Source organism: Parasphingomonas puruogangriensis (assembly GCF_036663635.1).
Lineage (GTDB): Bacteria > Pseudomonadota > Alphaproteobacteria > Sphingomonadales > Sphingomonadaceae > Sphingomonas.
On record NZ_JAXOJI010000001.1, the window covers coordinates 956,688 to 977,810 of the forward strand.

Below are 21,123 nucleotides of genomic sequence, written 5' to 3' on the forward strand. Positions count from 1 at the left end.
GCGAGCGCAAGCTTTGCTCCCGTCACGCAAAGCCCGGCTTGTGCGCAGCGAGCACATCCGCCGGCAGATCGAACAGCACCGGCCCCGACGTGTAGAGCAACGCCGCCTCGATGGCGCGGTCAGGGAAGATCACGCCGAGCGCCTGCACATAGGCCGCCATCTGCCGCAGATGATAGGGCGGCAGTTCGGCCAGCGATGCAGGCGCATGCCGGCCGGTCTTGAAATCGACCACGCGGATGAGCGTATCGGTGACGAGCAGGCGATCGACCGTGCCCGACACGACCACGCCATCCCCCACCACGGCGGCGATCGGCGCCTCGGCCAACGCCTCCGCCCCGAACAACGCGGCATGCGCGGGGTCATCGACCACCGCGAGCACCGTCGCGACGATCTCCGCCCGCACCTTGGCATCGTCGACGCCGCCGGCGCCAGCCAGCCAGCGCTCCCCCGCCGCCGCGCGTTCGGCAGCGGCAACCGCCGGAAGCCGCTCGAACAGCGCGTGGATCAGCCGCCCGCGCTCTGCCGCGAGGCGCATGGCGGGGGACGGCGGCGGATCGGCCACTTCGTCCTCGCCGAGCGACGACGGCGCCAGCGGGCGCGGCGGTTTCGCCTCGATCGGGGCGCGGTTGCGCGCCCATTCCGGCACGGCGCCGGGGCCTGGGTCGGCCTCGCCCGAGCGGGGGCGCAACGCCACTGCCTTTTGTGCTTCACGCCCGCCAAAGGTTCGCGCTTCGTCCGAAGCCCCCGCGCCCAGTGCGCCGAACGCGCGGTCGGCCGCCGAATACCAGCTCTGTTCCGGCGGTACGCCCTTGGCCATCGGCCCGAGCGCGCCGGCGACCACCAGCCGCTCTTCCGCGCGCGTCGCCGCGACATAGAAGAGCCGCCAATGCTCCTCCAGCTCGCGCGCCGCCGCCGTCTCGATCACCTCGATCAGTGGCCCGCCGACCTCCTCTTTGCGCGGGCGGAAGATCGGGATCGGTGCGCCGTCCTCCGGCGTCCATTTCAGCACGCGCGAGGGCGTGCGTGTAGGATCGGCGGTGGCGTCAGCCAAAATCACCAACGGCGCCTGCAAGCCCTTCGCGCCATGCGCCGTCATCACGCGCACCGCGTCCAGCGGCGCGGACGGATCGCGCACGATCTCGACATCGCCGCGATCGAACCAGTCGAGGAAGCGCTGCAGCGACGGCGTCGCCTGCGTTTCGAAATCGAGCGCGGCGTTGAGCAATTCCTCGATCGGATCGCGCGCCTCCTGCCCTAGCCGGCGCAGCATCTTCGCCCGCCCGCCCAGCGGCCCGGTGAGCAATTCCTCGAGGAAGCGATACGGCGTGGCGATATCGGCCCGCGCCAGCATCGCACGCAACGGCGCCAGTCGCTCGGGCGGCTGGGTCTTGCCGAGATGCGCCCACAGGCTGCCCAAGCCGCGCGGCGCGGCGACCATCAGCTCGTCCTGGGTCCAGCCGATCAGCGGCGAGACCAGCAACGAGGCGAGTGACAGATCGTCCCCCGGCTGCAACACGAAGCGGATCGCGGCGAGCAGATCCTGCACGCTGAGCGGCGCATTGAGCTTCAACCGATCCACGCCGGCCACGGGCACGCCCTCGGCATAGAGGCGCGCGACGATCAGCGAGGCGAGCTCGCCGCGGCGTTTGACCAGGATCATGACATCCTCGGGGCGCAGCGCGCGGCCCTTGCTTTCCAGCATCAGCGGGGTCGGGCCGTACAGCCAATCACGGATCTGCCGCGCGATCTGCCGCGCCAGTGCGCGCGTCGCATCTGGCACCCAGCCCTCGGCATCCTCGTCCGATCCGCCGGTCACCACTGGCGGCCATAGCTCTACCGCGCCTGGCCCAGGCACTTCGCTGGCATGCACGTCGACCGAAGCCGCCCCCATTGCGGGCGCGCCGATTGCGTCGATCGCGGCATCGACGAATTCGAGCACCGGCCGGGTCGAGCGGAACGACTGCGTCAGCGAAAGCTGCGCCATCGGCAGCCCGCGATCCTCGGGCGAGGTGTCTTCGTCGCCCAGCGCCTCTTCCGCACGGCGACTGAAATACAGCTCCGCCGCCTCGAAATTGCGCGGGTCGGTCCCTTGGAAACCGAAGATCGCCTGCTTCTGATCGCCCACGGTAAACAGCGTGCGCGTCTTGGGCGCATAGATGCCTTGCCCGGAAAAGAATTCGTCGGAGAGCGCGCGGACGATGCGCCACTGATGCGCATTGGTATCCTGCGCTTCGTCGATCAGTACATGCTCGGTCACCTGATCGAGCTTGTAGCGGATCCACTCGCCCATGCCGGGCTGATCGAACAGATCGACCGTTGCGCGGATCAGATCGTCGAAATCCACCGCGCCGACGCGCCTTTTGGCCATCGCGTAATCCGCAGCATAGATCCGCCCGACGCTCAGCGCATCGGCGAGCAGATCGGCATAAGCCGCGCGGGTGCGCATCGACAGCAGTTCGGCACAGGTCGCATGCAGCCCGCCGGCCAGCTCGGCATAATCCGGATGCTGTGGCGCCTGGCCCTTGCCGAACGAGCGCACATCGCCATCGGCCTTGGCCCAGATGCGGTGCAGTTCGTGCAGGCTCGCCGCGCGCTCCCCGGGCGTGCGCTCCAGCCACGCCGAGACCAGCCCGGCGCGTTCCTTGCCGCTCTTGGTTGCCCAGGAGGCGTTGTGCCCGCCGACCGCATCGAGCGATTCATGATCGAATATGTCGTCGTGGCACGCGCTGCCGATCTCCGCCTCGATATCGCCGATCGGCAGGTCCATCGCCTGGCGCAGATACGGGACGATCTCGCTCGGCAGATTGGCCATCGCCTCGGGCGCGCGGGCGCAGGCACGCAGGAAATTCTCCGCCTCGCCTTCGCCCAGCCGCAGGCTCAGCGCGCCGACGATCTCGATCTCGCGCGGCTTGGCGGCAACCAGCATCTCGGCCAGCGCCTCGCGCGCGAGCAGAGATTCCTCGCGCGCCTCCAGCGGGCGGAAGCCCGGCACCAGCCCGGCCTCGATCGGGAACGCCGCGAGCAGCCCCTGGCAGAAACCATGGATCGTCTGAATACGAATGCCGCCGCCCGGCGCGTCGAGCACCTTGGCGAACAACGTGCGCGCGAAGGCGACCTGGGTCGGGTTCAGATGATCCTCGCCAAGCGCGAACAGATCCTTTTTCAGCTCCGGCTCGGGCATCCGCACCCACGCCGCCAGCCGCTCGCTGATCCGCCCGGCCATCTCCGCCGCGCCCGCCTTGGTGAAGGTCAGGCACAGGATGGCGCCCGGATCGGTACCGCGCAGCAACAGACGGAACACGCGCGCAGCCAGCACCTGCGTCTTGCCCGTGCCGGCCGAGGCGGAGAGCCACACGTGGCTGTCCGGCGCGCTGGCCTTCGCCTGGTTGTCCCTGAGGATCGGCAAGCCGCCTCTGGCGCTCACGGCTGATCACCCTCACCCTTCCGCGGCTGCGCCGCTCCCTCCCTCTCCCAACGGGAGAGGGAAAAGACGCCGAAGGCGGCGAAGGGTGAGGGCGACCGCAGCTCGTCGATCACAACTTCAACCCTCACGGCCATACCATTCATCCAGCCGCATCAACTGATCATATTCCGCATACGGCGCGAATTCCGGATGCAGCTTGGCCTCGAACGGCGCATCCCCCGTCAGCCACATCCGCACCGCCTCGGCAAAATGATGCGCCGCGGTCTGCGTGAACTCGGCTGTCGGGATGCGATCGCGCTTGCCATCGGGATCGACCGGCGTGGTGACATAGCCGAAGCCATCCCCCTTTCGCCCCAGCGACCAATATTCGAACGCCGTCGCCGTGCCCTTGATCCCCTCATAGCCGCCATGTTCCGCGATCAGCCCGAGCAGCCCGAGCTGCAGGCTGAACCCCGCGCGCAAGGCGGCGGCCGACGGCGGTTGCCCCGTCTTGTAATCGATCACCGCCAGCCCCCCGTCGGGCATGCGATCGATGCGATCGAACTTGCCGGTCAGCGTCACCCCGGCAATCGACATCTTGCCCTCCTGCTCGACCGCCAGCACGGTCCGCCCGGCCTCGGCGCCCTCGATGATCTTGGCCGAGATCCAGTCGATCGCCTCCATCAACCGCGGCTGCCACAAGGCCCGCATCATCGGATGCGTGCGCTCATCGTCGAGCATCGCCAGCGCGCGTTCACGCAATGCGGCCGGATCGCACTTATCCTCGCGTGCCCATGTCTCCAGCACGTCATGCACCGCCGTCCCGCGCCACGCCGCGCTCGGATCGCCATCGACCGGATCGAGCGACGCCAGCCGCAGGATGCGCTTGGCGTAGAAAGCGTAGGGGTCGGCCTTGAGCCGATCGACATCGGTGACGGCGATCCGCGTCGGGCGCAGTTCGGCGGCGGGCGACGGCTTGGGGTGCGCGGCGGGCTCATGCACGCCGGGATCGTCCAGCGCGCGCGTCAAGCCCTCCAGCGCGCGCGCGCGTTCGAACCGCTCGCCCGCCAGCGCCTGCAAGCGCAGCCAGAAGCGCGAGGCGATCGCCGGCGACTTGGCATCACGCCGCGCCCGGGTGAGCAAGGCCGCCGGCGCGCCCAAAGCTCCCGCCAGATCATGCGCCGAAACGCCCACGCGCCGCTCCAGCCCAGGCAGGCCGAGCTCGCTGCGGATGCGCGGCGCCAGCCATGGATCGGGCGCGGGCTGGCCCGGCCAGGTGCCTTCGTTGAGCCCGCCCAGGATCATCACATCGGCTGTCTGCAACCGCGCCTCGATCAGGCCGTAAATGGCCAGGCGCGGATGCCCGCCCTGCGGCGGCCGCACCGCGACCTCGTCCATCAACGTCTTGAGCAATGGCGCCAGACTGTCCGGCGCGACCGTCGCCGGCCCGTTCGCTGCCTGCACTTCCAGTTCGGCGAGCAACTCCGCCGCTGCGCGCCCCGCCGGCCCGCCCCACAAGGCGTCGCCGCACAGCGCCTGCGCGGTCTCGCGCAACGCCGCGATCATGGCGGGCAACGGCTGCGCGCCGCTGTCGAACACGGCTTCGATCGGCGCGAGCAGCGCGCGTGCCTCCGGCCACCACGCTGCCGCTTCCGCAAGACGGCGCCCCTCACTTACTCCCCTCCCCGAAAGGGAGGGGCTGGGGGTGGGTTGGTCCTTTGAGGAACGGTCCTGAGTCTCAGAACCCACCCCCAGCCCCTCCCTTCCAGGGAGGGGAGCAGAAGATTGGAGGGGAGAAGAAAGATGCGCATCCACCCCCGCTAACCCCGCCGCCGGCCTTGGCCCGCGCAACACGCGATCCAGCGCGCGCGCGCCGTCCAGCCAAGCGATCCGCCCCTCGCCCGCGCGCACCAGCGGATGCTTGAGCAGCGCCAGCAGCGCGAGCGGGGCAAAGCGCTGCACTGCCGCCTCGGCCAAAGCGGTCAGCAGCGTGCCGCTGGGCAGGATCGAGAGCGGCCGCCCCGCCGTATCGTCGATCTCCACGCCCCAGCGCTGCATGTGCACCGCCACACGCCGCGCCAGGCCGCGATCGGGCGTGACCAGCGCCGCCGTTCTTCCGGGCGTCTCCAGCGCCTCGCGCAGCGCCAGCGCGATGGCCTGCGCCTCCTCGCCCGGCGTGGCCAGTTCCGCCGCGGCGATGCCGGTCAAGCGACGCTGGTCCGCCTCCAGCCCGGTCCACTTGCCGGTGAACTCGGCCGGCGCCAGTGCGTTGGCCACCGCCCGCCCGCGCGCGATCGTCGCGTCGTGATCGCTGCCATCGCGCCACGTGGCGAATTCCGCGCGGTTGACGCTCATCCGCTCCAGCAGCAGCTTGAGATGGAATTGCGGATGCGTCTCGATCGATCGCTTGCGCCGCCCGGTCACCGGATCGGGCGCATGCGGCCCGAGCGCCAGCCACTCAGCCTCGTCCATGCCGGTCGCCAGATCGGCCAGCACCACCAGCCCGGCGGGCAATTCGGACACGCAGCGCAGCAGCCGGGCCACCGCGGGCGCGCTATCGGTAATGCCCGCCGCGCAGACGAACCCGGCGGGTGGTGCAACCTTCCACCGCGCGGTCAGCCGATCGAGCAGCAATGCGCGCCGCGTCGCCAGATCGATGCGCTGCAATCGCGCCAGTTCGCCCGGCCAGCGATCGAGCACGATTCCGAACAGCGCGAGCGACTTCTGCCAGTGGCGCGACAATTCCTCGGTCAGCTCGAGCTCGCGCAACCGCGCCGGCCGCACTTCCTCGACCAGCAACTGATCCAGCGTGCGCGCCAATTCTCCCGCCAGCCGCACCGCTTCCGCCGCATCCACCGGTTGGCCCGCCTTGGCGCGCTCCTCCGACACCAATCGCGCGAGGATCATCCGCCGCTGCAACGGCGCCACCGCCGGCATCACCGGGTCGGCATCATCCGCCGGATCGATCGCCGCGCCGGCCGCTTCGTCCAGTTCGGGATCGCCGATCGCCACCAATCGCGGCAGCAGCAGTCCGCCATCGCTCTGGCGCACGAACGCATCGGTCACCGCGCGCTTGGCGCGATTGTTGGGCAGCAGCACGAGGCCGCGCGCGAGCCGCATGCGGTCCCCGCCGGCTCGGCGGATAAGCCCGGCGGCGAGCGCGTCGGCAAAAGCCCGGTGCGCCGGGATCGTATAGACAGCGGGCTTGCGGCCCTCAGCCATCCGCCATCATCGTTTCGGCATAGGGAATCGCCTGCGGCGTGCCGACGTCGAACCACAGCCCGGAATGGACCACGCCATACGCCCGCCCCGCGGCGATCGCCCGCTCCCAGAACAGCATGGTCGAGAACGGCCCCTCCGGCCAATCGTGGATCACCCGCGGCGACAAGATCTGCACCCCGGTATAGACGAAGGGCGCGACCCGCCCCGGCTGCCGCCGCCCGGTGATCCGCCCGTCCGCTGCGAGGCGAAAGTCGCCCTGACCGCCATGGCAATGCGCGCGCGCCAGCGGCACGAGCAGCAGCAGCGCGTCCATCTTGTCGTCGTCCCACGCCGCGGCGAGCGCCTTGATCGCGTCGGTCGGCCCGTCGATCCACAGATTGTCCGAATTGACCACCACGAAGGGCGCGTCGCCGATCAGCGCGCGCGCCTGCACGATCCCGCCGCCCGTCTCCATCAGCGCGTCGCGCTCGTCCGAGACGACCAAGTCGATGCCCTTCACGCGGTGTGTCAGATGCGCCTCGAGCGCATCGGCCAGATAATGCACGTTGACCACCGCGCGCTTGACGCCGGCCGAGCGCAGCCGATCGAAGGCATGATCGATCAGCGCCTTGCCGTTGACCTCGACCAACGGCTTGGGCCGCGTCGCGGTGAGCGGGCGCATGCGCTTGCCCAGGCCCGCCGCCATGACCATCGCGGTCTGCGGCACCACGCCGCCGGGATCGGGCCGGATCGCCAGCGTCTTCATGCCCCGAGCACCATCGGATCGCCCCTCAGCTTGGCCGGGATGTTGGCGTCGAACCACGCTTTGACCGGCGCCAACGCCGGATGCGCCAGATCGCGCTCGAGATAACGCCACACCCGCGGGCAGAACGAGGGATAGCGCGTCTTGCCGTCGCGCTGCCACAGCCGCGTGAAGATACCGACGATCTTGGCGTTCCGCTGCGCGCCGAGCACGTGATAGGCCGCGTCGAACGCCTCGCCCTCCCCGGTGATCCGCCGATAGCGATCGAGCATCGACGCTTCCAGCGCCGGATCGACGTCGCGCCGGGCATCCTGCAGCAGCGAGACCAAATCATACGCCGGGTGCCCGGCTAGCGCGTCCTGGAAATCGAGCAGCCCCAGCGTCTCCCCGCCGCCCACCAGCATCAGATTCTCGGCATGGTAATCGCGCAAGACGGTCACTCTCGGCCCGGCCAGCGCGACCTCGAACACGGCATCCCAGGCGGCATCATAGCCCGCCTGGTCGGACACGATGCCCACCGCCGGGCAATACCATTCGGTCAGCAGATTGGCCTCCCGGTGCAGCACCGCGCCGTCATAAGGCGGCACATCGCCTGCCTCGTGGCCGCGCAACCGGATCAGCACGTCGATCGCCGCTTCGTACAGGCGCAGCGCGCTTTCCGGCACCGCGTCGACCGTCTCGCGCATGCGCACGTCGCCGAAATCGTCGATCAGCACCAAGCCCTGCGCCAGATCGACGCCGTGGATCGCCGGCGCGGTAAACCCGCGCGCGACCAACCACTCGGCAATCGCGATGAACGGCCGCGGATCTTCCTGCGGCGGCGGCGCATCCATCAGGATCGCGCTGCGCGTGCCCTCGCTGGCACGAAAGTAGCGCCGGAACGATGCATCGCCGGCAACCGGCGAAATCGCCGCGCCGCCCCAGCCGTGCGCGGTGAGGAATTCGGCCGCACCGGCCGGCGGGTTCATATCTGCTGCCATCTGGCCTTCCATGCCGCCGGCACCTCGGCTGTCAAGCCGCGCGTCCCATCGGGCAGGATCTCCAGCGCCAGCGCCAGCGCCTCGGGCCAATGACCGGGCGCGCGTTCCGGCCATTCGACGATCAGCGCAGAATCATACGCTGCCTCGTCCAGTCCCAGTTCCTCGAGTTCGTCGGGATCGTCGATGCGATACAGATCGACATGCAGCACCGGCAGGCGCACTTCGGGCGGCGCATAAGGCTGGACGATGGCAAAGCTCGGGCTCGGCGCTTCGCCGGCCAAGCCCAAGGCAGCGAGCAAGCCCCGCGCAATGCTCGTCTTGCCCGCGCCAAGTGGCCCGGCAAGGGTTATCACATCTCCGGCTGACACGCAGTCGGCCAACCGCCTGCCGAAGTCTTCGGTCGCCGACGCATCGTTCAAAATCACGTCAATACCCGCCCATCAGGAAGTCCATGGCGTTTGAGATAACGTATCGTTGGTCATCGAGCGACAGGACCCGACGGTCGAGTTCGCGGGCCAGCACCGTGGCGGCGTTCTGCGGCATCAGCACCATGTCATCTCCGCCAATCATGAAAATCGGATTCAGCCGGCCGATGATCGCAGGCGCTATAGACCGTGGTAATAGCGGAACCACAAAACGGGTCACTAACTGGTTCAGCACGTCGGCCTGATAATCGAGCAAATAGCCCGGCCCGCCGCGACGCGTATAAACGTCGAACTGCGCCATCAGAACATGCGATGTTCGGCGAGCGGAATGCCATGCTCCTCGACCCAGGCATTGTACCCCTCGATGGCCGCACGGTTTTCGTCCTGCCAACGGCGTTCGCGTTCGGCTTTGACTTCCCGCGCCAGCCCCTCTTCGCACGCGCGCGAAACGTTGATGCCCAGCTCCTTGGCACGTTCGATCAGGGTCGTGTCCAACGAAACGTTAGTCGCCCGCCGCGCCGGCTGCGCTTTATCGCGTCGATGCAACCGAGTCGCCATCACCGTCTCCTCATGCGTATTATATATGCGCATGACATGAAGACGCAAAGCTCAACGCCGTGGCACTTGCACCGTGATCAGCGTGCCCTGGCCCGGCTCCGACACCAATTCGATCGTTCCTTCATGCGCCTCGACGAACTGCTTCGCCAGTGGCAGGCCCAGCCCCAGCGCGCGCTCCTCCCCGCGGTTGATCTCGGGCTGCGCGAAGCGGTCGAACGCTCGCGCCACCGCCGCCGCATCCATCCCGGCGCCATTGTCCGACACCACGATCCGCGCCATCGCCGCATTGCCATCGCTGTGCAGCAGGATCCGGCCGCCCTCCGACGTGCCGGCCACCGCATGTTTCAGCAAATGCTCGATCACCTGGCGCAAGCGATCGGCGTCACCGTGGATCATGCCGGTCGACGGCATGACCTCGACCGCGAAATCGAGCTTCTTGCGCTTCATCCAGGTGCCCGCCGCCTCCGCCGCGCTGCGCACCACCCGTACGAGATCGATCTCGCGCACATCGAGCGTCGGCGCTTTGCCGTCCTCCTGCGTCAAATCGAGCACTTCGTCGACCAAACCGCCCAGCCGCTCGACGGATTCGAGGATCGCCGCGACATAGCCGTCCGCAGCCGCGCTCAACTTGCCGGCATAGCCTGCGCTCAGCATCTCCGCGAAGCCGCTGATCGAGGTCAGCGGCGTGCGCAATTCGTAGCTCATATTAGCGACGAACGCGGTCTTCACGCGGTCAGCAGTTTCCAACGCATCGTTGCGATCGCGCAGCGCGCGTTCGATCCGCCGGCTGTCGGAGATATCGAGCATGGTGAACAGCCCATTGCCGTCGGGCAGCGGCACCGCGGCGAATTCGAAATGCCGCCCGTCGGCAAACGCCACGCGACCGGCGCGCTGTTGCCGGTCGACCGTCGCGGCGCGCACTAGGTCACCGATCAGCACGGCGCGGGCCGGATTGGTCAATTTGCCGGCCGCGGCGTCGGCCAAGGCATCGACGCGCGGATGCGTGGCGAGGAACTCCTCGTCAAACCCCCATAGCGCGCGGAACTTGTTGTTCCAGATCTGCAACCGGCCATCGGCGGCGAACACGCCGAGCGCCTCGTAGAGATTGTCGAACGTCGCGGTGCGCACGCGCAACAGCGTGTCGCGCGCGCTGGCCAATTGGACCTGCTCGGTGCGATCCTCGAAAATCAGCAGCAGCCCGCCATCGGGCAAGGGCTGCGCCACGACGCGCAAGTGCACGCCGCCCGGCAAATGCCAATTCTCCTCGATCGCCGCGTCCAGCGCCGGCGCGGCGGCGTGGAACCACTCGCGCCGCTCGGCCTTCCAGCCCGGAAAATCGCGTACCTCGGGCAGCCGGTTGGCCTCGCGCATCCGTTCCAGCACGCGATCGAATTCGGGCCGGTCGGACAGCCATTCGCTTCGCATCGCGAACAGCCGGCGGAACGGCTGGTTGCAGAATACCAATGTGCGATCGGACGCGAACTGCACCACCCCGGCCGACAAGCGATCGAGCATTGCGCGCTGCGCATCGCCAAAGCGCTTGATCCCGCCGCGCGCCTGTTCGAGATCCTCGATATCCACCGCGAAGCCGGCCACGCCGCCGGTGGGCAGCGGCACGTCATGCACGCGCAGCATGCGCCGCGCGCCGCGGATCGTCGCCGGCATCGCCTGCATCTGCGGCAGATCGCTGTCGCGCGCTTGCGCCGCGCCGGCCAGCGGCCCGCCCAACCCCGATCCTTCGACCAGTTCGAGACCACGCCGCACGACATCCTCGGCATCGGCGCCCTCAACCGCCTCAACATAAGCGGAATTGACCATCGCCAGGCGTAGATCCGGCCCACGATACCACATCGGCAGCGGCGCCGCCTCGATCAGCCCGGTCAGCGCATCGAACGCCGCTTGCGCGCCGGCACTTTCCTCCGACAGTCGCGCGATCTCACCATAGCTCTCGGTCGCATCGAACACCCACAGCACGACGCCGCCCGGCGCCTGCAGCCCCAATGGCGCGCGGCTGCCATGGATCGTCAACGCGCGCTGCGATCCCTGTACTCGCACCGTGCGAGAGAAAGGCCGCCCCGCTTTCTGCGCCGCCGCGATATCCTCGCCCAATGCTGCAAGGTCGGTGGCGGCGAGCCCGCTATCGCCCGCGCTCAGTTCGGCAAGATAGCGCGGCGCCGGCGACAGGCCGAGCCAATCGGCCAGCCGCTCGGGCAGTTCGAGCCGCCCGTCGGTGCGCACGATCATGGCCTGCGTCGGCGCGGACGAGAGCAAGGCTTCGAGACGGGCATTGCCGGCTACCGTGCCCGCTGCGGCGCGCTGCACCCGCAGACCGACGAGCAGCGTATAGATGGCCCCGACGATCAGCACGGCCAGGCAGATGCCGGCCGTTACGCTACCCCACGTCGAAACCTCGATCACTATTGCCCCTTCCAGATCACGCCAGGGTCTTAGCCGCTGCATACTGACAGCGGAAGCGACAACCACCGTGACGAAAGTCAGCTTGGTGCCCGATGCAACGAAAAGGCCGGATAGCGTCGCTACCCGGCCTCCTCATAACGCATGCCGCTGCCCACCCGTGAAGGTGGGGCAGGATCAGAAGCTCGGCAATTTAACCCGGGCACCTGCGAACATATAGCGGCCAATCGACGATACCGGATACGTGTCGGTGCCGATCTCGGGTTTCTGGCCGAATACGTTGTTGACACCACCAAAGAACTGGAATCGATCTGACACGTCGACACTGGCATAGATGTCGTGCTGCCAGAGCTCCTTCAGATAGACATATTCCGGTGCGACAATATCGGGGTTACCGGCCATGGTCTGGTTGCTGTAGCGCAACGTCTTGTCGAACCACGACAAGCCGTAGTTCAGCGTGAACTTGCCTAGCTGCCATGTCAGATCCGTATTGACGGTATATTTGGGCGCAAAGGTTTCACCACGACTGTTCGTCACGTCAGCGCCCGGCGTTCCGAAAAACTCCAGCTTGTTAAGGTAGTTGCCAATTACCCGCAAACTGAAGCGTCCGGCCGATCCGGCATCGAGCCGATAACTGAGATTGACGTCCAGGCCCGACGTAGCAAAGCTTGCCACGTTCTGCGGCACGACGGTGAAGCTGGTGATATTGCCGATGTCGGCAGTGTTGGTCTCCGTCGCGGTGCGTGTAATCAGCCCGCAGAACTGGTTCTGTAAAGTTGGCTGATCGACGCACAATTGCGCCACCTGTTCCGGGGTAACCGTGTTGATCGCGTTCTTCAGCTTGATATCGTACCAATCGGCGCGCAGCGTGAAGCCCGACAGAAAGCTAGGTTGGAACACGGCGCCCGCGGTCCATGTCGTTGCCTCTTCTTCGCTCAGATTGCGATTGCCGCCGCTGAACCCGGGAATGTTCGATGTTCGAGCATCGACATAAGCTGCCGGGTCAGTCACGCCGAGGCCACCGAGGAGTGCCTGGCAATTTGCCGCGCGATACTGCGTGCCGTTCTGAATTTCCGCGCGATCGCATGGATCAGTGATGAACTCGAACGTCTGCGACAATGCGCCGAACAGTTCGCCGATATTGGGTGCGCGTACCGCCTTGGAATAGGTGCCGTTGAAGGCGATATCGCGCACCGGCGCCCAAGTACCATCGACTTTCCAAGTCGTGGTCCGACCGACCGTTGAATAATCCGATAGGCGCGCCGCCGCGCCGAATTCAAGCCGATGGGCAAAGGGCTGGTCGCGCAGAAGCGGCAGGTTGAGTTCGCCGAACACTTCCTTGACGTCGAACGAACCCTCGTCGCTGCCCAGCGCATTGGTGAAGGTCAGCCCCTGCGCCGCGATTGGGTCGGGCGTGAAACGGCTTTCCTCTTTACGATATTCCGCGCCGATAGCAAATCCGACCGGGCCACCGGGCAGACGGAAGAACTGGCCGAAATCACCGGTCAGCGAGCCGCTAACGACGTGCTGGCGCAGTCGCGAGCGATCCGTGGTGTTGGCACGAAGGAAGTCGAAAGACGCCTGGCTCGAGACATTGTCGCCGAACAGATTGAAGGGAACGCATTCGCCCGGACGGAACGTGGCCGGGGCTCCGGTGTAACGATCGGTGTATGGCTGATCGATGACGGCAGTTGGGCCTAGGTTGATGCGGCAAGTGACTTGGCCGGTCGCGGGATCACGCACTGCGTCGATCGCTGCCAGGAAGCGATCGTCATATACGTCATTGATATAGTTGTTGGTGATATTGGTTTGGCCAAACACGTACGACAATTCGTAATTGGCGTGATCGCTGATTGCGCCACGTGCGCCAACCACGCTGCGGAACGTCTCGCGCTCGATCCGCTCGCCGCGCTGACCGATATCGAAATTGTCCCGCGTCACCAGCACGCCACCGTTACCAACTAGGGACGCAGGCAGATACGGATTGTCGTCGTTGACCAATAAGTAATAGTCGAACGATGGCTGGCCAAGCGAGTAGGACTTGCTGTTCGCATACTTGCCTTCCGCGAAAATCGTCAGCGCGGGAGACACCTCGAAATGGCCGACCGCATTGACGACGTGGCGGTTCAATTCAGGCAGCAGGTCGTTCTGATAATCGGCGATGCGCGTGCCGCTGCCGCCGCTCGAAAAACCAGGCTGGAGCACGGTCCCCATATCGAACGGCACCAGCTGGCCGGTGGCGTTGACGAAATAATCCGGAGCGCCGTCGAAGTCGACGTCAATCCCGCCCTGGCGCGCGGTATCATTGTAGCGCAGGTCGCTTGCCGGAACCCGATCGGGGATGCCGTTGCTTGCCCCACCGGTATAGCCCGGCTGAAATTCCGGATCGGCCGGGTTGCGGTAGAAGCCCGTCAGATTGGCCCCGGTCAGGCGGCTGCGGTCACGCGATTCAAGCCGGCTTTCGCTCGCATATTCGTAAGCGACGGCGATATTGCCGCGGCCACCGGCGAAATTCTTGCCGGCGGTCACACTGATCAGGCGCTTGCCCGCATCGCCATACTCGCTGACCCCTGCCTGGGCGCGCGCGGATACGCCTTCGAAATTCTGCTTGAGCACGAAATTGACCACACCGGTCACCGCATCCGCGCCGTAGACAGCGGAAGCACCGCCGGTCAGCACGTCGACGCGGTCGATCAGGTCCACCGGAATAGTGTTGATGTCGACCGACTGGCTACCCGGTACCGAAGCGACGTGACGGCGCCCGTCGACCAGCACGAGCGTACGTTCGGTACCCAGGTTGCGCAGGTTGAGCAGGTTCAGACCGGTATAGCCGATTCCCGCGCCGCTGCCCGAATTGTCGGCTGAAGTCGACGACCCCTGCAGTGCTGGGAAACCGGTCAGAAAGTCGGTCAAGTTCGTCGTGCCTGACTGCTGGATCGTCGCGGCGCTGAGCGAGACGACAGGGCTCGGCGTATCGAAGTCCGGCCGCCGGATGCGCGATCCGGTGACCACGATTTCGGCTCCCGCATCCTCGGCCTCGGCCTGATCGGCCATCGCTGCCGCCGGGCTGGTGCTGTTTGGGTCGGGCTGCGCCGCCGGATCGGCCTGTGCGAATGCGGGAGAAGCGAGCGCCACTATCAAAGCGGCAAGAGCGGAGCCCGCAGCATAGCGGGTTGTGGCGCGATACACAGTCATGAACATCAAACCTTTAAGCGAGAACATGCCCCCCCGGACGCCGCCCTTCCACCGGAAGTGACGCCGCCCCACAACCCCTTGTGACGGATTATTCTATACTGTGACGTTATTGTCGCATTTCAGTAACATACGACGGAATCGGTTGTATCTTGCGCCGCCGCATTCCGCGCGGCAACCGGTTCTGACGGGCGGACACGAAAAGGGGCCACGGATTCCTCCGCGGCCCCTCCACTTGCCGACAAGACAATACTTAGTAGCGGTAATGATCCGGCTTGAACGGCCCTTCGACCGGCACGCCGATATAGCCGGCCTGCTTCTCGGTCAGCTGCGACAGCTTCACGCCGAGCTTGGCGAGATGCAGCGAGGCCACTTTCTCGTCGAGATGCTTGGGCAGCACGTACACTTCGTTCTTATACTTCTCGCCCGCGGTCCACAGCTCGATCTGCGCCAGCGTCTGGTTGGTGAAGCTCGCCGACATCACAAATGAGGGGTGGCCCGTGGCGCAGCCCAGGTTCACCAAACGGCCCTTGGCGAGGATGATGATCTGCTTGCCGTCCGAGAACTTCACCAGGTCGGTGCCCGGCTTCACTTCGGTCCACTCATAGTTCGACAAAGCGGCGATCTGGATCTCCGAGTCGAAATGGCCGATGTTGCAGACGATCGACATCGGCTTCATCGCCTTCATGTGATCAGCGGTGATCACGTCGGCATTGCCGGTCGCGGTGCAGAAGATGTCGGCGCGGGTCACGGCTTCTTCCATCGTCACGACTTCGAAGCCCTCCATCGCCGCCTGCAGCGCGCAGATCGGATCGACTTCGGTGACCATCACGCGGGCGCCGCCGTTGCGCAGCGACTGGGCCGAGCCCTTGCCGACGTCACCGAAGCCGGCAACGACCGCGACCTTGCCGGCCAGCATCACGTCGGTGGCGCGGCGGATCGCGTCGACCAGCGACTCCTTGCAGCCATACAGATTGTCGAACTTCGACTTGGTCACGCTGTCGTTGACGTTGATCGCCGGGAACGGCAGCTCGCCCTTCTTGGCGATCTCGTACAGGCGATGCACGCCGGTCGTGGTCTCTTCCGACACGCCCTTCAGGTTCTTCACCGTCTCCGTCAGATAGCCCGGATATTTGGCCACGAACGCCTTCAGCGCACGCTGGAATTCGACTTCCTCGTCATTCTCCGGCTCGCCCAGCGTATGGCCGGCCTCGAGCTTGGCGCCCCACAAAGCGAACATCGTCGCGTCGCCGCCGTCGTCGAGGATGATGTTGGCGGTCTGGCCGTCCGTATCCGCGCCCCAGTTGAAGATGTCGCCGACATAGTCCCAATAATCGGCCAGGCTCTCGCCCTTGATCGCGAACACCGGCACGCCGGTCGCGGCAATTGCAGCAGCAGCATGATCCTGGGTCGAGAAGATGTTGCACGTCGCCCAGCGCACATCGGCGCCCAAAGCGGTCAGCGTCTCGATCAGCACCGCGGTCTGGATCGTCATGTGCAGCGAACCGGTGATGCGCGCGCCCTTCAGCGGCTGCGACGGGCCGAATTCCTCGCGCAGGCTCATCAGGCCTGGCATTTCGGTTTCAGCGATGTTGATTTCCGCGCGACCGAAATCGGCGAGGTTGATGTTGGCGACGACATAGTCGGTCGCGTTGATGACGGGTGCAGTGGCCACGGTGAAATCTCCGGCAGATAATATGATGCCGCGCCAGTAGCGCTCCGGGCGCCCGAAATCAAATATAAAGATATCTTTATGTCTGTTGCAGGAGCCATGGCCGCTGGCCCCGACAACATCTGTTCACCGTGGCTTAAGCGCGCGCCGCGTTATCGCCGGTGATCAAGGTATCCTGCATGTCCCAACCGCCTGGCGCCTCTTCCTTCGCCCCCGTCGCCCCCGTCGCCCACGCCGCGGCGGAACCACAGATCGTGATCGATGTGCCGCTGACGCCATCGGACAATAGCGGGGTGCCGTTGGGCTGGATGCTGGGTGGGCTACTTGCCACGTTCGTCGCGCTGGCGCTGACCATGCACCGCGCCGGCCTGGCGATCGATCCGTGGAGCACGAGCAACCTGCCCTTTTATGTCTTCGGCCTCAGCGCCATCGCCGCGCGCGCCTGGCTTCCCGGCAGCGGCCTGCGCTACGCTCGGTCGATCGCCGATGGCGCGGAATATTATGGCCTGTTCATCGCCATGACGCTGATGGGGGCGATCTCCTGCTATCCCGTCGTGGCGCTCACCCATGGCTATAGCGATGCCAAGCTGCAGGCGGTGGATGCGTGGCTCGGATTCGATTGGCTCGCTTGGTATCGCACGGTCGCCGCCAGCCCGCTGCTGCAGCGGCTCGGCACGATCGCCTATCGCAGCATCTATCTCTCGCCCGCACTGTTGCTCGGCTATTATGCGTTGGCCGCACAGCGTGCCGAGGCGCACCGCTTCATCATCACCTTCTGGATCTGCGCGATCTTCACCTTGGTGACATTCCGGTTCATGCCCGCAGTCGGGCCGTTTTCCCATCTATGGCACGCGCCGATCCCGTACATGCCGGAAAGCGAATTGTGGCAGCCGGACCTGATCCCGCAATTGCGTGCGCATCGTGTCCACATCATCGATCTTGGGCAGTTGCGCGGCCTCGTCTCCGCACCGAGCTTCCACGCCGCCGCCGCGACCCTCTACGCCGCCACCGCCTGGCGCGTGGCGCGGCTGCGCTGGCCGCTGCTGGTGGTGAATGCCGCGATGCTGCTGGCGACGCCGGTCGAAGGCACGCACTATCTCGCCGACATCCTGCTCGGCATCGTCGTCGCCGGCGTGACGCTGGCCGTCGTCCACCAAGCGCTGCGCTGGTCAGGCTGTCCCCGCCCCGCTGGCCAATAAACGCGAATCCACGCCGGCGTCGGCAAAGCCACGCGTCCAGCGTTGGTCGGCCGGCGTGTCGTAGAGCAGGTCGAGCGCGCCGGGCACGTTGAACCAGCCATGCTGGGTCAATTCCGCATCCAATTGCCCCCCGTCCCAGCCGGCATAGCCCAGTGCGACGACGAAGCGCTTCGGCCCGCTCCCGGCTGCGATCGCGCGCAACACGTCGATCGTGCCCGACAACGCCCAGCGTCCGGCGTCGTCGATCGTGTCCTGCCCACCCCAATCGCCCGAATGGATCACGAAGCCGCGCCGCGGCTCGACCGGCCCACCCAGATGCACGGGGGCATCGGGTGCTTCGCCCGGATCGATCGCGAACTGGCCGAGCAAGGTATGCAGCCCCAGCCCGGGAATCACTTCGCCCAAGCCGATGCCGACCGCGCCATTCTCATCATGCGCGCACATCGCGATGACCGCACGGTCGAAGCGCGGATCGCCAATTCCCGGCATGGCGAGCAGGAACTGGCCGGTAAGGTATCGCGCGCTATCCATCAGGCGCGCAATGTAACCGCGCATCGGCCTGGCCACCATGCTTGAAATCAGTGCGCGGTCGTACGAGTTATACGGCGCCCCTCCGCATTCTGCGCGGGGCGTAGGAGATACTTTATGACGATCAGCGTCGGCGACCGCATTCCGAGCACCATGATCACCAAGGTTACCGCCAGCGGCCCCGATCAGATCAGCTCCGACGACTATTTCAAGGGCCGCAAGGTCGCGCTGGTCGCGGTCCCGGGCGCGTTCACGCCGACCTGTTCGGCGCGCCACCTGCCCGGCTTCGTCGACAAGGCCGACGAGTTCAAGACCAAGGGCGTGGACGAGATCGCTTTCACCTCGGTCAACGACGCGTTCGTGATGGGCGCCTGGAGCAAGAGCGCCAATGCCGATGCGATCACCATGCTGGCGGATGGCAATGGCGATTTCGCCGAAGCGGTCGGGCTGACCATGGATGCGTCGAAGTTCGGCATGGGCAAGCGCAGCCAGCGTTATTCGATGCTGGTCGAAGACGGCGTGGTGACGCAGCTCAACGTCGAGGCGCCGGGCGAATTCAGCATCTCCTCGGCCGAGCATCTGTTGAGCGAAATCTGACGTCAACCCGTTCCCCGGCTGCGCCAAATCACGCGTCGTCGGGGGAACGCGGCGGGCCCGGTTGCGTTAGTGTAACGATCTCTAGCCCAAAGGAGCGACACATGAGCGACACCGCAGAAACCAGCGCCAACGACACCACCGGCACGACCGGCGACAAGACGATTTACGACCAGGCGCAGGAAGCCGTCACCGCCGCGATCGAAAGCGCGACCAAGTCGGTCACCGCCGCCTTTGAAACCGCCCTCGACGCGGCCAAGGAAAACCCCAAGACTGCAGCGGCGATTGCCGCCGGTGCAGCGGCGGCCGTGGCCGGCGCAGCGTTCGGCGTGAGCAAGCTGCTCGACGACAGCAAGCCTGCCACCAAGAGCACGGGCAGTAAGGGCTCGACTGCTAAGAAGAACTGAGTCTTACCGTTCTCCTGCGTAAGCAGGAGCCTAGCGTTACAAGCCGCAGCGCTCGTGACCCTGGGCCCCCGCTTTCGCGGGGGAACACCAGCAGGCGGCGGATGGACGCCGGCGACATCCCTCGTCTTGCCAGTTTAACAATCCTGCCTTAGCTCCGGCAGATGACAACAGCCGCCGACATCGTCGCCCAACTCGACACGCTCTACCGCGCTTCCGTGGCGCGCCTTCAAGCCGCGCTTACCGCCTATATCGCCGACGGCACCCCGCCCGTGCCGGAATCGCGCCGTGATGGCAGCTTCGCCTATCCCGAGATTCGCCTGACCTATCGCGGCGGCAGCGACCGCCCAGCGCCGATCCGCTCGTTCGGCCGGCTAGTTACCGAGGGCGAATATAAGATCAGCGTCACCAAGCCTGCCATCTTCGCCGATTATCTGACCGAACAGCTTACGCTGCTGATCGAGGATTACGATGTCGCGGTGCAGGCGGTTCCCGGGCGCCAGGAAATCCCCTTCGCCTATGTCATGGATCCCGGCCACGCGCTGAGCCTCGACGAAATCTCCGTCGCCGATCTCGCGCGCTTCTTCCCCGCCACCGAACTCGCGCATATCGGCGACGAGATCGCCGACGGCCTGTGGATCGCACATGACGAGACGCGCCCCCTTGCCTTGTTCGATGGCCTGCGCACCGATTTCAGCCTTGCCCGCCTGCGCCATTATATGGGCACGCCGGCGGAACATTCGCAGCGCTTCATCCTGTTCACCAACTATCATCGCTACGTCGACGAGTTCGTCCGCTGGGGCGCGAGCCAACTCGGCCCTGACGCGGATGGCAATCCCAGCCGCTTCACCGGCCTGTCCGGCGCCGGCGGCATCATGATCCATCACGGCGACGATGCCGACAAGATCGTCAGCGACAGCGCGTGGCGGCGGCACCAGATGCCGGCCTATCACCTGATGGCCGATGATCGCACCGGCATCACGCTCGTCAATATCGGCGTCGGCCCGTCCAATGCCAAGACGATCACCGATCACTTGGCGGTGATGCGTCCGGAAGCTTGGTTGATGATTGGCCATTGCGGTGGGCTCCGCCCCAGCCAGCGGATCGGCGATTATGTTCTCGCTCACGCTTACTTGCGCGACGACCATGTGCTGGACGATGTGCTGCCGCCGGAAATCCCCGTGCCGGCGATCGCCGAAGTACAGGTGGCGATGGCGCGCGCGGCCGAGACCATCTCCGGCCAGTCCGGCGACGAGCTCAAGCGGCGGTTGCGCACCGGCACGATCGTCACCACCGACGATCGCAACTGGGAATTGCGCTACTCGAAATCGGCGCTGCGCTTCTCGCTCAGCCGCGCGGTCGGCATCGACATGGAGAGCGCGACGATCGCCGCGCAAGGCTATCGCTTCCGCGTGCCCTACGGCACCTTGCTGTGCGTGTCGGACAAGCCGTTGCACGGTGAATTGAAGCTGCCTGGCCAAGCCAACCGCTTCTACGAGCGCGCCATCAACGAACATATGCGCATCGGCATCGAGACCTGCGAAGAGCTGCGCCGCGAAGGCGCCAAGCTCCACAGCCGCAAGTTGCGGGCGTTCAACGAGCCGCCGTTTCGGTAAGTGTTCCCCGGCGCAGGCCGGGGCCCAGTCGGGATGGCCGAGGTGGCGACGCTCAACGATCGATCATTCACGTTCCACTACTGGACCCCGGCCTGCGCCGGGGAACCGGAAGTTTCAGTACGACCAACGGAAACCCTTACGTGTTGATGCGTTACGCTAGCTCAACGACCTTA

15 protein-coding genes are annotated in these 21,123 nt (G+C 66.1%); 4 read left to right on the plus strand and 11 right to left on the minus strand.

Annotation, left to right across the window (positions count from 1 at the left end):
• Window positions 1–22 precede the first annotated feature (22 nt).
• The 10 genes from addA to ahcY form a co-directional block, all read right to left on the minus strand.
• A complete protein-coding gene (gene addA / locus U1739_RS04795; protein ID WP_332704501.1) occupies window positions 23–3,424 on the minus strand; it encodes a double-strand break repair helicase AddA in 3,402 nt (1,133 codons plus the stop codon).
• Window positions 3,425–3,541: 117 nt separating this feature from the next.
• The gene (gene addB / locus U1739_RS04800) at window positions 3,542–6,625 is read right to left on the minus strand and encodes a double-strand break repair protein AddB (RefSeq protein WP_332704503.1); all 3,084 of its coding nucleotides are present in this window, start codon (window positions 6,623–6,625) and stop codon (window positions 3,542–3,544) included.
• Entirely contained in the window at window positions 6,618–7,370 is a 753-nt protein-coding gene (locus U1739_RS04805) for a nucleotidyltransferase family protein (RefSeq protein WP_332704505.1), read from the minus strand. Before U1739_RS04805 ends, addB begins: the two co-directional genes overlap by 8 nt.
• Window positions 7,367–8,335: an aminoglycoside phosphotransferase family protein gene (locus tag U1739_RS04810; protein ID WP_332704884.1), complete on the minus strand. Its 969-nt coding sequence runs from the start codon at window positions 8,333–8,335 to the stop codon at window positions 7,367–7,369. Before U1739_RS04810 ends, U1739_RS04805 begins: the two co-directional genes overlap by 4 nt.
• Window positions 8,332–8,772, minus strand: a complete 441-nt coding sequence (gene tsaE, locus U1739_RS04815) for a tRNA (adenosine(37)-N6)-threonylcarbamoyltransferase complex ATPase subunit type 1 TsaE (RefSeq protein ID WP_332704507.1) — start codon at window positions 8,770–8,772, stop codon at window positions 8,332–8,334. Before tsaE ends, U1739_RS04810 begins: the two co-directional genes overlap by 4 nt.
• 1 nt (window position 8,773) lies before the next feature.
• Window positions 8,774–9,073, minus strand: coding sequence for a CcdB family protein (locus tag U1739_RS04820; protein ID WP_332704509.1), 300 nt, complete (start codon window positions 9,071–9,073; stop codon window positions 8,774–8,776).
• Window positions 9,073–9,330, minus strand: a complete 258-nt coding sequence (locus tag U1739_RS04825) for a type II toxin-antitoxin system CcdA family antitoxin (RefSeq protein WP_332704511.1) — start codon at window positions 9,328–9,330, stop codon at window positions 9,073–9,075. The genes U1739_RS04820 and U1739_RS04825 overlap by 1 nt, the downstream gene beginning before the upstream one ends.
• Window positions 9,331–9,381: 51 nt before the next feature.
• Window positions 9,382–11,748 (minus strand): sensor histidine kinase, encoded by a 2,367-nt coding sequence (locus U1739_RS04830; RefSeq protein WP_332704513.1) that lies wholly within the window; start codon window positions 11,746–11,748, stop codon window positions 9,382–9,384.
• 174 nt (window positions 11,749–11,922) lie between these two features.
• Complete coding sequence (locus U1739_RS04835; protein WP_332704515.1) at window positions 11,923–14,940, minus strand: TonB-dependent receptor plug domain-containing protein; 3,018 nt, start codon at window positions 14,938–14,940, stop codon at window positions 11,923–11,925.
• Between the two features lie 250 nt (window positions 14,941–15,190).
• Window positions 15,191–16,594 (minus strand): adenosylhomocysteinase, encoded by a 1,404-nt coding sequence (gene ahcY, locus U1739_RS04840; protein ID WP_332704886.1) that lies wholly within the window; start codon window positions 16,592–16,594, stop codon window positions 15,191–15,193.
• 194 nt (window positions 16,595–16,788) lie between these two features.
• Here ahcY and U1739_RS04845 point away from each other — a divergent pair, with 194 nt between their 5' ends.
• Window positions 16,789–17,808: a phosphatase PAP2 family protein gene (locus U1739_RS04845; protein WP_332704517.1), complete on the plus strand. Its 1,020-nt coding sequence runs from the start codon at window positions 16,789–16,791 to the stop codon at window positions 17,806–17,808.
• On the opposite strand, the gene U1739_RS04850 is transcribed toward U1739_RS04845, so the two are convergent.
• Complete coding sequence (locus tag U1739_RS04850; protein ID WP_332704888.1) at window positions 17,779–18,339, minus strand: YqgE/AlgH family protein; 561 nt, start codon at window positions 18,337–18,339, stop codon at window positions 17,779–17,781. The two genes, U1739_RS04845 and U1739_RS04850, sit on opposite strands and share 30 nt — an antisense overlap.
• Before the next feature lie 114 nt (window positions 18,340–18,453).
• Between U1739_RS04850 and U1739_RS04855 the strand changes: the two genes are divergently transcribed.
• The 3 genes from U1739_RS04855 (at window position 18,454) to U1739_RS04865 (ending at window position 20,950) form a co-directional block, all read left to right on the plus strand.
• Window positions 18,454–18,933, plus strand: coding sequence for a peroxiredoxin (locus tag U1739_RS04855; RefSeq protein WP_332704519.1), 480 nt, complete (start codon window positions 18,454–18,456; stop codon window positions 18,931–18,933).
• Window positions 18,934–19,034: 101 nt separating this feature from the next.
• Complete coding sequence (locus U1739_RS04860) at window positions 19,035–19,337, plus strand: hypothetical protein (protein ID WP_332704521.1); 303 nt, start codon at window positions 19,035–19,037, stop codon at window positions 19,335–19,337.
• A gap of 161 nt (window positions 19,338–19,498) precedes the next feature.
• A complete protein-coding gene (locus U1739_RS04865; RefSeq protein WP_332704523.1) occupies window positions 19,499–20,950 on the plus strand; it encodes an AMP nucleosidase in 1,452 nt (483 codons plus the stop codon).
• The last annotated feature ends 173 nt before the right edge of the window (window positions 20,951–21,123 follow it).